The 15,808-nt window shown below is 64.0% G+C and carries 10 protein-coding genes; 3 read left to right on the top strand and 7 right to left on the bottom strand.

Annotated elements, in window-relative coordinates; genetic code table 11:
* Nucleotides 1–178: 178 nt before the first annotated feature.
* On the bottom strand, nt 179–1,012 hold the full coding sequence (locus tag VFZ66_12055) for a tyrosine-type recombinase/integrase (protein HEX6289919.1): 834 nt from the start codon (nt 1,010–1,012) through the stop codon (nt 179–181).
* Between the two features lie 268 nt (nt 1,013–1,280).
* Here VFZ66_12055 and pulA point away from each other — a divergent pair, with 268 nt between their 5' ends.
* Both pulA and VFZ66_12045 read left to right on the top strand, forming a co-directional pair.
* Nucleotides 1,281–4,691 carry a pullulanase-type alpha-1,6-glucosidase gene (pulA, locus tag VFZ66_12050; GenBank protein ID HEX6289918.1) on the top strand — a complete coding sequence of 1,137 codons (3,411 nt, stop codon included), beginning with the start codon at nt 1,281–1,283 and terminating at the stop codon, nt 4,689–4,691.
* A gap of 401 nt (nt 4,692–5,092) precedes the next feature.
* The gene (locus VFZ66_12045; GenBank protein HEX6289917.1) at nt 5,093–9,118 is read left to right on the top strand and encodes an alpha-amylase family glycosyl hydrolase; all 4,026 of its coding nucleotides are present in this window, start codon (nt 5,093–5,095) and stop codon (nt 9,116–9,118) included.
* 99 nt (nt 9,119–9,217) lie between these two features.
* Here VFZ66_12045 and queG read toward each other — a convergent pair whose 3' ends face one another.
* From queG to VFZ66_12015, 6 genes are all read right to left on the bottom strand, one after another.
* A complete protein-coding gene (gene queG, locus VFZ66_12040; protein ID HEX6289916.1) occupies nt 9,218–10,372 on the bottom strand; it encodes a tRNA epoxyqueuosine(34) reductase QueG in 1,155 nt (384 codons plus the stop codon).
* A 96-nt stretch (nt 10,373–10,468) separates the two neighbouring features.
* On the bottom strand, nt 10,469–11,203 hold the full coding sequence (locus VFZ66_12035; protein HEX6289915.1) for a sulfotransferase: 735 nt from the start codon (nt 11,201–11,203) through the stop codon (nt 10,469–10,471).
* 107 nt (nt 11,204–11,310) lie between these two features.
* Complete coding sequence (locus tag VFZ66_12030; protein ID HEX6289914.1) at nt 11,311–12,039, bottom strand: sulfotransferase; 729 nt, start codon at nt 12,037–12,039, stop codon at nt 11,311–11,313.
* Between the two features lie 165 nt (nt 12,040–12,204).
* Nucleotides 12,205–12,876: an O-methyltransferase gene (locus tag VFZ66_12025; GenBank protein ID HEX6289913.1), complete on the bottom strand. Its 672-nt coding sequence runs from the start codon at nt 12,874–12,876 to the stop codon at nt 12,205–12,207.
* A gap of 70 nt (nt 12,877–12,946) precedes the next feature.
* The gene (gene aroA, locus VFZ66_12020) at nt 12,947–14,254 is read right to left on the bottom strand and encodes a 3-phosphoshikimate 1-carboxyvinyltransferase (protein ID HEX6289912.1); all 1,308 of its coding nucleotides are present in this window, start codon (nt 14,252–14,254) and stop codon (nt 12,947–12,949) included.
* A 105-nt stretch (nt 14,255–14,359) separates the two neighbouring features.
* The gene (locus VFZ66_12015; protein HEX6289911.1) at nt 14,360–15,022 is read right to left on the bottom strand and encodes a winged helix-turn-helix domain-containing protein; all 663 of its coding nucleotides are present in this window, start codon (nt 15,020–15,022) and stop codon (nt 14,360–14,362) included.
* A gap of 415 nt (nt 15,023–15,437) precedes the next feature.
* Between VFZ66_12015 and VFZ66_12010 the strand changes: the two genes are divergently transcribed.
* A partial coding sequence (locus VFZ66_12010) for a protein kinase (protein ID HEX6289910.1) occupies nt 15,438–15,808 on the top strand: 371 nt, incomplete at its 3' end.

The raw sequence follows: 15,808 nt of genomic DNA, 5'->3' as shown, positions 1-15,808 counted from the left end.
CGTTCCTTACACAGACAGCAATCCTGGCTGTCTGGACGCTCCGAGTATATCGGACCCGATTCAACGTGTCAATACCGGAAAGCGGCGATGCGCGTACACGCCCCGCGGGATGAATCGATTCGCGCACTGTCTGGAAACAATCCAGGTTATGGGATATAAAAATCGCGCACAAGAAACGCTATAGCAGGCTTTCCTGCTGCCAACTGCGCAGCTCGTTCTCTTTGAGCAGCCGCGCCCGATCGATATAGTGCAGCATCACGTCGTCGCGGTCATGACCTAGCTGGATCTTCAACACATCGGGATCTGCGCCGTCCACAAGCTGCCAGACCGCCGAGGTATGTCGTAGCAGCGAGGGTGTCACCTGCTCCGGTATGCCCGCCAGCGTGCGATACTTCTCGCAGAGCAGGCGCACCATGCGCTGTTTGATCGGAAAGACCAGCGGGCCGGGATGCTGCGTCATCCATGCTTGCAGCGGCGGAAACGACTCGTCCGGTATCGGCACGACTCGTCCGGCGACGTACAGCATCCGGTTCGGCATATCGACCTGCGTGCGTGCCAGCGCGCATGCCTCGCTGACCCGCAGGCCACAGCCCAGCAGCACATGCAGCAGCGCGTAGTCGCGCGGGTTGCCCTCCGCCACACGCAGCAGCGCGGCGACCTGCTGGCGGCTCAAGGTCTGCGGCAAGATATACTCGTGCGACGGCTGCTCCAGCTTCTCCACCGGCGACTGGCGAATCAACCCAATGCTGGCGACAAACTCGAAGAAATGCCGCGCCGACGAGCGCTTACGCGCCAGAGTCGCGCCCGTTGCCTCGTTCTCCTGAAGCTCGGCCAGCCAGTGCCGCAGATCCTCAGTCGCGGGCACGTCGTCGCCCCGATCATGGCCCAGCATCCAGGCCCGAAGCTGCTCCATATCTTTGATATAGCCGTGAATCGTCAGCGGGCGGCGGTTCTGCGCCCGGAGATGCCGCTCGAACTCCTTGAAGGCATAGCTCCACCAAGACTCTGCCATATGCTCCTCCTTTGAAGCTGGATCGTCGCACACATATTCTAGAATCTTCCCTGGTCGCGCGCAACTGAGAAGAGCCAAGAACCAAGAACCGGGTGCCATGCGGGCGCCAGACGCACCAACCGAGAACTCAAAACTTGAAACTTGAAACTTGAAACTCAAACCTCACTTCGTTTCGAGGGTTGACTAAGTCGGTATCAGCAAGTAGTATGACCCTATCCACTCTTCAACGGCACCACCATTCTTTCGGCATCATCGGGGAGGTACAAGGATGTCCGTCCATCGTTGGAAGCGAGCGGCTGCGCTCCTGCCGCTTGTGGCACTGCTAGCCTCAGTGCTGCCCTACCAGGCGACCGCCGTTCTGGCGTCGCACACGCCGACCCCCGCCAGCGTGACGATCGCCGGGTCGCTGCAAAGCGAGGCTGGCTGTAGTGGCGATTGGCAGCCCGAATGCGCTACCACACATCTAACCTACGATGCGACCGATACCGTCTGGCAGGGCAGCTTCGCGCTCCCGGCTGGCAGCTACGAGTATAAGGCTGCGCTCAACGACGGCTGGGCCGAAAACTACGGGCGCAATGCGACTCCCGGCGGCGACAATATTCCATTCACGCTCGCCGATCCGGGCACGGTCAAGTTCTACTACGACCACAAGACCCACTGGGTGGCCTCGAACAAAAACGCGGTGATCGCCACAGTGCCGGGCAGCTTCCAGAGCGAGCTGGGCTGTAGCGGCGACTGGCAGCCCGACTGTCTGCGCTCCTGGCTGCAAGATCCCGACGGCGACGGCACCTACACCTTTAGCACTACCGGCCTGCCCGCTGGCAACTACGAGGCCAAAGTCGCGATCAACGAAAGCTGGGCCGAAAACTACGGCGAGAACGGCGCGCCCGGCGGCGCGAATATCGCCTTTACCGTGCCGAGCGACGGTGCCGAGATCTTCTTCAGCTACGATCCGATCAGCCACGTGCTGACGATCAGCGCCGAGGGAGCGCCCAAGGGCAACATCGGCCTGGCGCAGGCACACTGGGTAGCGGCGGATACGATCGCCTGGAAGGTGGCGGGCGGCGCGGCCAACACCTACAGGCTCCACTTCGATCCCGACGGCGGCCTGACTCTGACGCCGGGCGGCATTACCGGAGGCCAGTCGGTCACGCTGACCTACGATCCCAACGGCCTGAGCCCGGCGATCCTGGCGAAGTTCCCGCATCTGGCGGGCTACGCGGCGCTCAAGATCGATCTCGACGAGTACAACGATCCCGATATTCGCCAGATCCTCAAGGGCCAGATCGCGGTGTCCGCGACCGACGGCGAGGGCAAGCTGGTCGACGCGACCTCGCTGCAAATTCCGGGCGTGCTCGACCACCTGTACAGCTATAGCGGCGAGCTGGGCGTGATCTACAGCGCCAACGTGCCGACGCTCAAGCTGTGGGCACCGACTGCCCGCTCGGTCAAGCTGCACGTCTTCGCCGACTCCAATCCGGCGACAATCAGCACGGTCTACCCGATGGACTACGACGAGTCCGTCGGCGTCTGGAGCGTCACCGGAGCGGCTGGCTGGACCGGCAAGTTCTACCTGTACGAGGTCGAGGTCTTCGTTCGCGCCACGGGCCGCGTCGAGCGCAACATGGCGACAGACCCGTACTCGCTCAGCCTGTCGATGAACAGCACCCGCAGCCAGATCGTCAACCTGGACGATCCCGGCCTGAAGCCCGCCGGATGGGCGAGCGTGCGCAAGCCAGCGCTCAGCGCTCCCGAAGACATCGTGCTCTACGAGCTGCATCTGCGCGACTTCAGCGCCAACGACGCGACCGTGCCAGCCGAGCATCGCGGCACCTACAAAGCCTTCACCGACACCAGCACCAACGGCATGAAGCATCTGCGCGCGCTGGCGCGGGCGGGCCTGACCCATATCCACCTGCTGCCGGTCTTCGACATCGCCACGATCAACGAGAACAAGGCCCAGCGCGAAGATCCCGATCCGGCGCTGCTCGCCAGCTACCCGCCCGACTCCGAGGAGCAGGCGCGGATTGTGACGGAGTACGCCGAAAAAGATAGCTTCAACTGGGGCTACGATCCCTACCACTACACGACGCCTGAGGGCAGCTACTCGACCAATCCCGACGGCCCGACGCGCATCGTCGAGTTCCGCGAGATGGTCCAGTCGCTCAACGAGAACGGGCTGCGCGTGGTGATGGATGTGGTCTATAACCACACCAACGCCAGCGGACAGGCCGAAAAGTCAGTGCTCGACAAGATCGTGCCGGGCTACTACCACCGCTTGAACTCCAGCGGCAACGTCGAGACGAGCACCTGCTGCCAGAACACGGCTACCGAGCACGACATGATGGAAAAGCTGATGGTCGATTCGGTGGTGACGTGGGCCAGGCACTATAAGGTCGACGGCTTCCGCTTCGATCTGATGGGCCACCACATGAAGGAGGACATGATCAAGGTGCGCGCGGCGCTGGACGCGCTGACGATCGCCCAGGATGGCGTGGACGGCTCCAAGATCTATGTCTACGGCGAGGGCTGGAACTTCGGCGAGGTCGCCAACAACGCGCGCGGCGTCAATGCTACGCAGCTCAACATGGGCGGCACCGGCATCGGCACCTTCAACGATCGGATGCGCGACGCGGCGCGGGGCGGCGGTCCCTTCGACAGCGGCCAGGATCTCAAGAAGCAGGGCTTTATCAACGGCCTCTACTACGAGCCCAACGCGCTCGATCAGGGCGATGCCGCAGCGCAGAAGAATCGGCTGCTGCTCTACCAGGATCAGATCCGTGTGGGGCTGGCGGGCAACCTGCGCGATTATCTCTTCACCGATCGCACCGGAGCGACCGTTAAAGGCTCGGATGTCGACTACAACGGCTCTCCGACGGGCTACACGCTCGATCCGCAGGAGACGATCAACTATGTCGAGGCGCACGACAACCAGACGCTCTTCGATATTATCCAGACCAAAGCACCGCTCGACGCGACGATCGACGAGCGCGTGCGGATGCACAACCTGGGCATGGATCTGGTAGCGCTCACGCAGGGCGTGCCTTTCTTCCAGGCCGGGCAGGACATGCTGCGCTCGAAGTCGCTGGATCGCAACAGCTACAACTCCGGCGACTGGTTCAACAAGCTGGATTTCACTTACGAGAGCAATAACTGGGGCGTCGGCCTGCCGCCGGGCGAGAACGAGGCCAACTGGCCGATCCTCAAGCCGCTGCTGGCGAATCCGGCCCTCAAGCCGGGCAAAGCCGACATCCTCACGGCGGTCGAGCACTTCCGCGAGCTGCTGCGCATGCGCAAAAGTTCGCTGCTCTTCCGGCTGCAAACCGCAGCGCAGATCCAGCAGCAGGTCAGGTTCCTCAACACCGGGCCGGATCAGCAGGCTGGCCTGATCGTGATGAGCATCGCCGACAGCGGCGCGACTGACCTGGACGATCAGTACGAGCAGATCGTCGTGCTCTTCAACGCTAACGACGAGCCGCAGACCTTTACCGATAGCTCGCTGACGGGCAAGCGGCTGGCGCTGCATCCTGAGCAGGCAGTGTCGAGCGATCCCATCGTCCGCACGGCCAGCTACAACCAGGCGACCGGCACGTTCACCATCCCGGCGCGGACCACCGCGGTCTTTGTGATGCAGGAGAAGTTCAAGATCCGCATGCCGATCATGTTCAAGAACCCGTAACCGCTCGACGGACGCGCGAAGGGCTGGCTGTCTTGCGGGCAGCCAGCTTTTTTGCCAGCCATGCTATCATGGCGATCCTGAGCAGGAGGAGCGCTATGTGAGACGCCTCGGCTATAAGCCGATCGCGCTCGATCTGGCCGCCTATCAGATCCGGTATGTGCTCACCGGCTCGCTCGCCGCCGCGCTGTATGCGTGAGGTCCTTTGTTCTTTCGTCGAGATCCTGGTTCCGAGTACCCTCTGGGCGGCGCGGTTCTCCTTTGTTCTGTGTTCTCCATCTCTACTTCGTTTTGTCGTTTGACAAACAATACGACAGCCACTAGCATGCAACGCCATCTCACCTGTAAGCACACATCATCGTAAAGCGCCCGGTTCTGTTGGCCCGCTTGAAGGAGGTACGAGGATGACCACCCACCGCTGGAGGCGTGCGGCGTCGCTATTGCCGCTGTTTGCGCTGCTGGCAACTGTGTTGCCGTTGCAAGGAGCCCGCGCGGCGACGGTTATTGCGACTGTTGCCGGAAATTTTCAAAGCGAGATCGGTTGTCCTGACGACTGGCAGCCCGCCTGCGACAACTCGCTGATGAGCGACTCGGATAACGACGGGATTTACACGTTTACCATCGCGGCTGGCGGATTGCCGACCGGCTCGTACGAGTACAAGGTCGCGCTCAACCGCACCTGGGATCTGAGCTATCCCGCCAACAACGTCTCGTTTACGATCGCCGCCTCGGACAACAGCATCACGTTCTCCTACAACTCGGCGACCAACGACGTGTCGCATACGATCACCGGCAGCCGTCCTCCGGCTCAGGACAACGACATCTTCTGGGACGGCCTGGCGCACAATAGCCGCGACACGCTCTACCGCACGCCGGGCGGTGCCGTCACTTCCGACACCCAGGTGCTCGTGCGCTTCCGCACCTTCCACAACGATGTCACGGGCGTGACGCTGCGGAGCTACCACACCGGCCTGGGCGCGGAGAAGCTCTTTGAGATGCAGCGGGTAGCCACGGGCGTGGACTGTTACCAGCCCGCGCTGCACTACACCTGCGACTTCTGGCAGGCGACCGTCGACGCCAACAGGATCGGCACGCTGTACTATCGCTTCATCGCCAAGGACGGCACCAAAACCGTCTACTACGAGGACGATAGCGATGTGCGCGACGGCGGCTGGGGCGCGCCATACAATCCCGCCGAATCCCAGGATCGCGGCTTTGTGATCACGGTCTACGATCCCAACTTCAGGCTGCCGATCCGCTGGATGCAGGAGGGCGTGGTCTATCAGATCTTCCCCGATCGCTTCCGCAACGCCGATCCGAAGAACGATCCGACGCCCGACAAAGACAACCCGCGCCTCAGCACCGATCCGCGCTACGCCTATCCCAACGGCGAGGAAGTCACCAACACGCAGCCGCAGTACGATCAGATCGTGCGCATGAAGTGGGGCGAGCTGCCGGAGGGCTACTGCCGCAACTACCAGGAGATTACCGTCGCCGACTGTCCCAAGCGCTTTGCGCAGCCCGGCAGCGGCAGGGAAGAGCCGCGTGGCCGCGATTACTACGGCGGCGATCTTGAGGGCGTTACCGAGAAGCTGCAATATCTTAAGGATCTCGGCGTCACCGTGATCTACTTCAACCCGATCTTCGCCGCAGGCTCCAACCACCGCTACGATACCCGCGACTTCAAGATCATCGATCCGTATCTCGGCGATCTCGGCGACTGGAAGACGCTTCAGCGCGAGGCGCAGGAGCTTGGCATTCGGATCATCCTCGACGGCGTTTTCAACCATATGTCGTCGGATAGCCCGATCTTCGATCGCTACCATAACTGGAAGAGCGACAAGCTGACGCTGGCGATGAAGCACCAGATCTATATGCCGCTGGTGCCGCAGGCCGCGCAGGGCAACGGACCCGGCCCGGTCCAGGGCGCGTGCGAGAGCGTCAGCTCGCCCTACCGCTCGTGGTTCCGCTTCCGCCAGCCCGCCGCGACCGAGCCTGCCGTGTGCGCGCCCTACACCCGCACCAGCGACAGCTACTATAGCTCGTGGGCCGGCTTCGATAGCCTGCCGCAGCTTTCGGAAGAGCCGGTGGTGCAGAACTACATCTTCGGCGCTGAGGATAGCGTCGCGCGCTACTGGCTCCAGGAGGGCGGCGACGGCTGGCGTCTGGATGTGATGCAGGATAAGAGTATTCCCTTCTGGGAGGGCTTCCGCGCGCAGGTCAAAGATGTCGATCCTGACGCGATCATCATCGGCGAGCTGTGGAAGAAGTTCGATGTGCTGCCATACGTCCAGGGCAATACCGCCGACAGCGCGATGAACTACCGGCTGCGCGATGCCGTGCTGGGCCTGCTCGTGCCGGGCGCGTTCGACGCCAAGGGCTTTCCCGGCAGCGGCAACCCGATCCCGCCGTCGGACTTCGCCGATCGGCTCCTGTCGGTGCGCGAGGATTATCCCGACGCCGCCTACTACTCGCTGATGAACCTGCTCGACTCGCACGATACCGAGCGGCTGCTCTGGACGCTCACGCCAGGAGCCGAAAACCGGCAGCAGCGCGAAGCGAACGCCGCTAATCTGGCCGAGGGCAAGCAGCGCCAGCGTATCGCCGCGATGATCCAGGCGACCATGCCGGGCGCGCCGACGATCTACTACGGCGATGAGGTTGGCCTGACCGGCGACGACGATCCCGACGATCGCCGCACCTATCCCTGGGGCGATGCCAGGGTCCGCGCCGACGGCGATACGCGCGATCCCGACCTCGACCTGCTGGCCTACTACTCGCGCCTGACCGAGATGCGCCGTGGCAATCAGGCGATGATCGACGGCGACCTGCGCTTCCTGCTCACCGACGACACCAATGGCACGGTCGCGTATGGCCGCAAGCACGAGAACCACGCCGCGATCGTGGCGATCAACGCCAGCAAGCAGCAGCGCACCCTGACGATCCCAGTGGCGGGCTACCTGCCCAACAGCACCGTGCTGGTCGATGTGGTCGGCTGTGGCGTGAGCGACTATCCCCGCGAGTTTACCGTCGCCAACGGCACGCTCACGCTGACGCTGCCCGCGCTGTGCAGCCTGTCGCTGATGACCCGCGACGCCGATCTGACGCCGACCGCCGCGCCGACTAATCTTCAGGCCACCGCCAGCGGCCTGAGCGTCGCGCTGAGCTGGACCGGCGTGGCGGGCGCGAGCGGCTACAACGTGTATCGCAGCCCCGTGACTCGTGGCGGCTTTGAGCTGGTAAACACCGTCCCGATCACCTCCCCAGGCTTTATTGACAATAGCACCGATCTACGCAGCGGCCAGCGCTACTACTATGTCGTCAAGGCGCTCGACAACCTCGGCAACGAGAGCGCGCCGTCGAACGAGGCCAGCGCCGTGCCGAGCTACCCGATCGGCTGGGCTAACCTGCAATGGCCGCCGACGCTGACGTACACCGTCAGCGCGGTCAACCCCACCGACACAGTCTATGGTCAGGTCTATATCGAGAACGTCACCATCCAGCCGGGCGCGACACCGGGGCTGATCGCGCAGCTTGGCTACGGGGCGGCAGGCAGCGATCCGCGCCTGTGGAACACCTGGGTCGGGATGGAGTTCAATGCCAACGTCGGCAATAACGACGAGTTCAAGGGCAACCTCCAGCCGACCGTTCCGGGCACCTACGATTATTTCACGCGCTATAGCACCAACGGCGGCACAAGCTGGACCTACGGCGATCTGGACGGCATCGAGAGCGGCAGCTTCGCCGATCAGACCGATAGCCCCGGCAAGCTGACGGTCAATCCCAACCCGGATCAGACGCCGCCGGACGCCCCGGCCAACCTTCAGGCCAGCAACGGCGGCGCGACGACCGTACGGCTGAGCTGGACCGCATCGACGGCTACCGATGTGTATCGCTACGACATCTACCGCAGCACCACGGCGGGCAGCGGCTACGTCAGGGTCGCCTCGGTCGATGAGAACACCACCGAGTTCGCCGATACCGATCTGCTGACCGGCACGCGCTACTACTACGTCGTGCGAGCGGTGGACGAGGCCAACAACACATCGCCGCCAAGCAACGAGGCCAGCGCCGTGCCGCTCGCCCGCGACGTGCAGGTCACGTTCGAGGTCACGGTTCCGGCGGGCACGCCAGCCGACAGGACGGTCTATATCGTGGGCAACCAGCCGCAGATCTGCAACTGGTGCAACCCGCACACCGTCGCGCTGACCAAGGGAGCCGACGGCAAGTGGCGCGTCACACTGACCTTCACCGAGGGCACCGAGGTCGAGTACAAGTACACGCTCGGCTCGTGGGACTTCGTGGAGAAAGATGCTTCGTGCGGCGAGGTCGGCAACCGCCAGATCCGCGTCGTCGGCGATGGCTCGAACACGCAGCTGGTGACGGATACCGTCGCGAACTTCCGCAGCGTCCCGCCGTGCGGCGCGTAGTACATCGGTAGCGTAGCCGAATCAGGCGGGGAAGATGGGCTGTAGGGGGGCGTCTTGCAAGACGCCCCCCTACAGATTCATCAACACGTCGCCGGAGACTTACGTACGACTCCGCGCCTCGTCGAGTGCCAGATCGATCTCCTCACAGACCCATGCATCATCCTCAGCCGCGCGCCGCTCGACCAGCGCATCGAGCGCCGCCGCACCGCCGATGCGCCCCAGCGCCCAGGCGGCGTGCCCACGAACCAGCGGCTCGTGGTCGCGCAGCGCGCCGATCAGCGCGGGCACGGCCTGCGGATCGCCCCAGTTGCCGAGCGCGACCGCCACGTTGCGCAGCAGGCCCCGGCGCTTGGTCCGCTTGATCGGGCTGCCCTTGAAGCGCTCCCGAAACTCCTCATCGCTCATACCGATCAGATCCAGCAGCGCGGGCGCGACGAGCTCTGGCCGTGGCGCGAATTCCGGCTGCTTCGTGTACTCGCCCCAGCGCGCATTCCAGGGACAGACCTCCTGGCAGACATCGCAGCCGTAGATGTGGTTGCCGATCAGCGGGCGCAGCTCGCGCGGGATCGGACCCTTCAGCTCGATCGTCAGGTACGAGATGCAGCGGCGGGCATCCAGCACGTGCGGCCCGACGAACGCCTGCGTCGGGCAGGCTTGCAGACAGCGCGTGCAGCCGCCACAGCCGCCTACCGGCTGCGGCTCGTCGTAGGCCAACTCGACATCGACGAGGATCTCGCCCAGGAAGAACCACGAGCCCTGGCGGGGGTGGATCAGCAGCGTATTCTTGCCTTGAAAGCCCAGGCCCGCCATCACGCCGACCGGACGCTCCAGCACCGGGCCGGTATCCACATACGAGCGCCCGATCGCGGCCCGCCCAACGCGCTGCTCCAGCCAGGCTTGCAGTTCGCGCAGCCTGGGCAGCAGCAGATCGTGGTAGTCGTCGCCCCAGGCGTAGCGCGAGATCTGGCCGCGACCGGGATCGTTCCACAGCGACGGATCGGGCTCGGCGGCGCGGTAATGCACGCCGCAGACGACGATCGAGCGCGCGCCCGGCACCGCCTCGCGGGGATCGGAGCGGCGCGCCGCGTTGCGCGCCAGGTAGTGCATCTCACCGGCATAGCCCGCTGACAGCCAATCGTCGAGCGCGGCGGCGTGCGGCGGCGGCACGGCGGGCGCGATCCCCAGCAGATCGAAGCCAAGCCGCTGCCCCTCGGCCTTGAGCGCGGCGGTCAGTTGAGCAATCGTCTCTTGCATTATGTCGTGTATTGTACCAAACCGGGGAATCACATGAGGCGACCGGATCAGTCCAGCCGCCTCGACGGATAGCGCGGGTTTGGCGAACAGCGCCGACTACTCCGACCAGCGCTGGCGCAGCCACACGAGCAGCCCCAGGCCCAGCATAACCAGCATCAGCGCGCCGTTAAGCGCCAGCCGATCGCTCCTGAGCCGCTGCCGAAGCATGCGCTGAAACTCGGCGGTATCGTTGAGATGGGGAAAGGGCGTATCGGGCACGGGCACGCCCAGGAAGCGGCAGAGCGGCTCCCAGCCCTGCTTGACATCGTAGACCAGCAGCCGCTCGGCGGGCACCGCTCGCTGCACTTCCGCGTTGTGCCGCTTGAAGATCGAAATGGCGTGATGTTTATCCTCGAACCTGCCGCCGAACGTGCCGTCCCAGATGATGCTGTCGCCCATGCGGCGGTGCAAGCGCCAGGACGGCGATTTCAGCCACCACAGCCATTTTGGCGGAGCGTTGCGCCGAAAGCCGTAGATCGTGTTGAGCGCGCTCTGATGCCATCGATCGGCATCGCGCACGCTGAGCAGCACCTTCGCGTCGGGATAGTGCGCCATCATCTCGCGGTAGAAGGTACAGCCCGGCCAGTCGACCGTGGCCTGGTACCCTGCGAGCAGCGCGTCCCAATCGACAGATTTACCCTGGCTGGCGGCGAGCCAGATACGCGCATGCTCAGGATGGGCGAAGACCTCGCGCATGTGGTAGCACTTGCCGAAGCCCAGTTGTTCCAGCGCCGCCTGAAGCGAGCTGGTCCCCGTGCGGCCAAAGCCCGCTCCGATCACCTTGATCGTCATAACCTCCTCGTGTCGAAGCGCGTGTCAATCATCGCCACAGCGCTATCGCCTATCCTTGAGCGGCACGCACTATGATGGTCCAACAGCGCGGCTGGACTGAGCACCAGCTAGTAGACAGGTCGCTGTCGCATGCGAGCGAGCAACACAGCGCCCAGCACCGCCAGCGACGCAGCCGCGCCGACAGTGAGCCGCGCTCTTCGCTCGCGCCGCGCGACCATCTGCTGAAACTCGGCGGTATCGTTGAGATGGGGGAAGGGCGTATCGGGCACGGGCACGCCCAGGAAGCGGCAGAGCGGCTCCCAGCCCTGCTTGACATCGTAGACCAGCAGCCGCTCGGCGGGCACCGCTCGCTGCACCTCGGCGTTATGGCGCTTGAACACGTCGATCGCGTACGCCTGATCCTCAAACCTGCCGTGAAAGGTTGCTTTCCAGATATTGTTGATCATGCGCCACTTATGGCGTGTCCGTGGGTTCAGCCTGAACAGCCAGTTCTCCAGCGACGGTCGATGGCTGCTGTAGATTGTGTTGAGCGCGCTGGTGTACCATTTGGCGGGATCGCGCACGCTGAGCAGCACCTTGGCGTCGGGATAGTGCGCCATGAGCTGCCTGTAGAAGGTACAGCCCGGCCAGTCGACCGTGGCCTGGTACCCCGCGAACAGCGCATCCCAGTTGACCGGCCTGCCCTCTGTCGCCGCCAGCCACATCCAGGGATGCTCAGGATGGACGAAGACCTCGCGCATATGGTAGCACTTGCCGAAGCCCAGCTGTTCCAGCGCCGCCTGAAGCGAGCTGGTCCCCGTGCGGCCAAAGCCCGCTCCGATCACCTTGATCGTCATAGAATCCTCGTTGCAACGTTGCGAGTGTAAAGTTCAAAGTCCAGGCCCTCACCCCGCTTCGCTGCGCTCAGCGCCCCGCTCCCATTGCGAACAGGAGAGGGGAGAATCTGTGCCCGGTTCTTGGTTCTTGGTTCTTGGTTCTTTCATCTCCGGCCTGACGGCCCGCTATTCGCCGGTGACAATCGCGAAGGCCAGGCCGTCGTAGCCTTTGCTGCCCACGGTCTGAAGCACCGTCGCTGTCACGCGCGGCTCGGCTGCCAGCGCGGCGTTGAAGCGGCGCACGCCCTGAACGTTGTCGTCGTCGCTGGCCGCGTCGATCACCGCGCCATTGCGCACGACGTTATCGGTGATGATCAGGCTGCCGCGCCGCGTCAGCTTGAGCGCCCACTCGAAATAGGCCGCCGTGTTCGGCTTGTCGGCGTCGATAAAAACCAGATCGAACGGGCCGTGGCCTTCGGCGGCAAGCTGCGGCAGCGTGTCGAGCGCCTTTCCCAGCCGCACCTCGACCACGCCCGACAGACCGGCCTGCGCGAGATTGGCCTGTGCCACCTCGGCATGCGTGGGATCGGCCTCCAGGCTGATCAGCCTGCCGCCTGCGGGCAGCGCCCGCGCCAGCCAGATCGTGCTGTAGCCGCCCAGCGTGCCAATCTCCAGAATCGATCGCGCCCCATGTGCCAGCGCCAGGATATGCAGTAGCTTGCCCTGGTTTGGCGCGACGTTGATCTGTGGCAGACCGGCCTCACTCGACGCCTGTAGCGCCGCATCCAGCGCCTCGTCAGGCGGCACAAACAAATCCGTGATATAGCGGTCAACCGCAGTCCACTGATCTTGAGACATGAATCTCGCTCCTTAGCGGCGCTTCGGCGCGCTCTAAGCGTAGAACCTTAGCACCGCGTAATGCTGTCGATTAGTCGCGCAGCGCGACCAGCGCCAGATGCTCCCAGAACGTCGGATACGAAACCGACGCGCTGCTTGGATCGGAGATCGTGGTGCTGCCCTCCGCCGTCAGCGAGGCGACCGCCAGCGTCATCGCCAGCCGGTGATCGCCGTAGCTCTCGACCGCCGCGCCGTGTAGCTCCCCGCCGCCCTCGATCACCAGGCCGTCCGCCGTGGGCGTGACCGCCGCGCCGAGCTTGGTCAGCTCCGCCGCCACTGTCGCGATCCGGTCGCTCTCCTTGGCGCGCAGCTCGGCGGCATCGCGCACGATCGTCGTGCCCTGCGCATGCGCCGCCGCGACCGCCAGCACCGGGATCTCGTCGATCAGCCGTGGGATCAGATCGCCGCCGATGGTCGTTGCCGTGAGCGGCCCGCCGCGCACCGTGACATCGCCGACCGGCTCCTGGCCCTCGTTGCGGTGATTGCTGATCGTGATCTGCGCGCCCATCGCTTGCAGCACATCCAGCGCGCCGGTGCGCGTCGGGTTGAGGCAGACGCCCGCCGTGGTGATCTCGGAGTCGGGATGGATCGCCGCCGCCACCCACCAGAACGTAGCCGACGAGGGATCGCCCGGCACGCGCAGGGATAGCGGATAGGGAAAGACCGGATGCGCCGGTGGATAGAGCGTGATGCGCTCGCCCTCGATCGTCAGGTCGACGCCCATCGCCGCCAGCATGCGCTCGGTATGATCGCGCGAGACGGTCTTGCCGGTAAGCACCAGCGGCCCATCCGCCAGCAGCCCCGCCAGCAGCAGCGCGCTCTTGACCTGCGCCGAGGCGACCGTCAGCTCGATCTCGCCGCCGTGAAGCGGCTGCCCGTGGATCGTCAGGGGCGCGCGTCTGCCACCCTCCTCACCGTCGATCTGCGCGCCTAGCCTGCGCAGCGGCTCCACCACGCGCAGCATCGGACGGCTGCGCAGCGAGGCATCGCCGGTGAGCGTGGCGCTGAAGCGCTGCCCGGCCAGCAGGCCCGTCAGCAGGCGGATCGTCGTGCCGGAGTTGCCACAGTCGAGCACCGTCGAGGGCGCTTGCAGCCCGCGCAGCCCACGGCCCTGCACCCACACCGCGTCGCCGTCGCGCTCGATCGTCACGCCGAGCGCCCGCATACAGCCGATCGTCGACAGACAATCAGCGCCGGTCAGAAAATTGGTGATGCGCGCGTTCCCCTCGGCAATCGCGTTGAACATCACGGCCCGGTGCGAGATCGACTTATCGCCCGGCACCGCGAGCGTGCCCCGCAGACGCGGCACGGCTGAGAGAGTTATCGTATCGTCTGGCATAGATGTCCTGGCATGGATGATAACCTGATCGATAAGCGCGGCATGACGCCGCCCTCCGATCAAACCGAAGCAGCAGAGTCGGGACGGATGCATCCCGCGCGACTATTACATCTGCGGATCGCCAGTGAGCAGCTTATAGCCAAAGCCGCGCACCGTCACAAGGTATTTCGGATTCGACGGATCGGCCTCGATCCGGTGACGCAGCCGATAGACCAGCGCATCGATCGCGTTGTAGTCGTAGACCTCGTAGTCCCACACGCCCTGCGCGATCTGCTCTTTGCTGAGCACCTCGCCCTTATGCTGGTACAGCAGATCGAGCAGTTGAAACTCTTTGGCGGTCAGCGGCGGATCGAGCGGCAGGCCCCGCAGGTAGACCTCCTTGGCTTTGGTATCGACGCGCAGCTCCTCCTGCGGCGCGAGCACTCGCTGGCGCGCGACCGGCGGCGGCGTGCCTTTCATCGTCGCTTCGGGATCGCGGAAAACGATCACCGTGTCGCCGACCCAGACCTCGTCGTTGTTGCGCAGCAGATGCGCCCCTTGAATCCGCTGCCCGTTGACGAACGTCCCGTTAGTGCTCTCCAGATCGCGGATATAAAAGCCGACATCGTCTTTCTCAAACCGGGCATGACGACGTGAGGCCAGCCGATGTTCGATGACAATATCGTTCGTGGGATCGCGCCCAATCGTCAGCACCGGCTGCTCCCACTGCACTTCTTCGTCGTTTCCTGTATTACGCTGCACAAATAACGTTGGAATCGGACCAAGCATCTGTCGCCTCCCGAATCTATCTGCGCTCCGTTGTGAAGCATAGCTACCAGCTTAATGCATCCTTAGGACACCTTTGCGCAAGTACCGCATTGTGTCTCAGCCCTGAAACACGGGATTCTGGTGGGGGCGCCCCCACACCCCCGGCCTGACAGCGCACTTAATGCAGGATCACGCTCGGAATATCTGCCGCTACTCGCGAATACGCGCACGGCGCACATGATTTCCAGTACAATGCAAGTATAGTACATCTATCGTATCGGCTACGCAAAAGCATCGTACCGGATCGCCGGAGATATGACATTCCCCTACACGTTGTGGTAAAATCTCGCCGCGATTGTAGCATACGGCGCAACCCAACGTGCGCATGTGTATACGAGTTTAACAGCGAACCCTCGCTGCTCATCAGGAGCACCCTGTGCCCGACCCACTGATTGGCCGTCAGCTCGGCAAATATCTTATCCAGCAGGAACTCGGGCGTGGTGGCATGGCGCGTGTGTATCGGGCGCTCGATACGGTCTTGCAGCGTCCCGTCGCGCTCAAAGTCCTCGCGCCGAGCCTGAGCGCCGATCCTGAGTTTGCGCGTCGCTTTGAACGCGAGGCGATCACCGCCGCCAACTTGCGGCATCCGGCGATCGTGACGATCTTCGATGTCGGCGAGGCCGATGGCCTGCGCTACATCGCGATGGAGTATATCGGAGGCCGTACGCTCAACGAGGTGATCGAAGAGCACGGCAGGCTCGGCATCCCGCTCACGATCGCAATCGTCGCGCCCGTCGCGGAGGCGCT

Source organism: Herpetosiphonaceae bacterium, from assembly GCA_036374795.1.
Classification (GTDB): domain Bacteria; phylum Chloroflexota; class Chloroflexia; order Chloroflexales; family Kallotenuaceae; genus LB3-1.
Note: the sequence above shows the minus strand (reverse complement) of the source record. Positions and strands in the feature narration are given on the sequence as shown.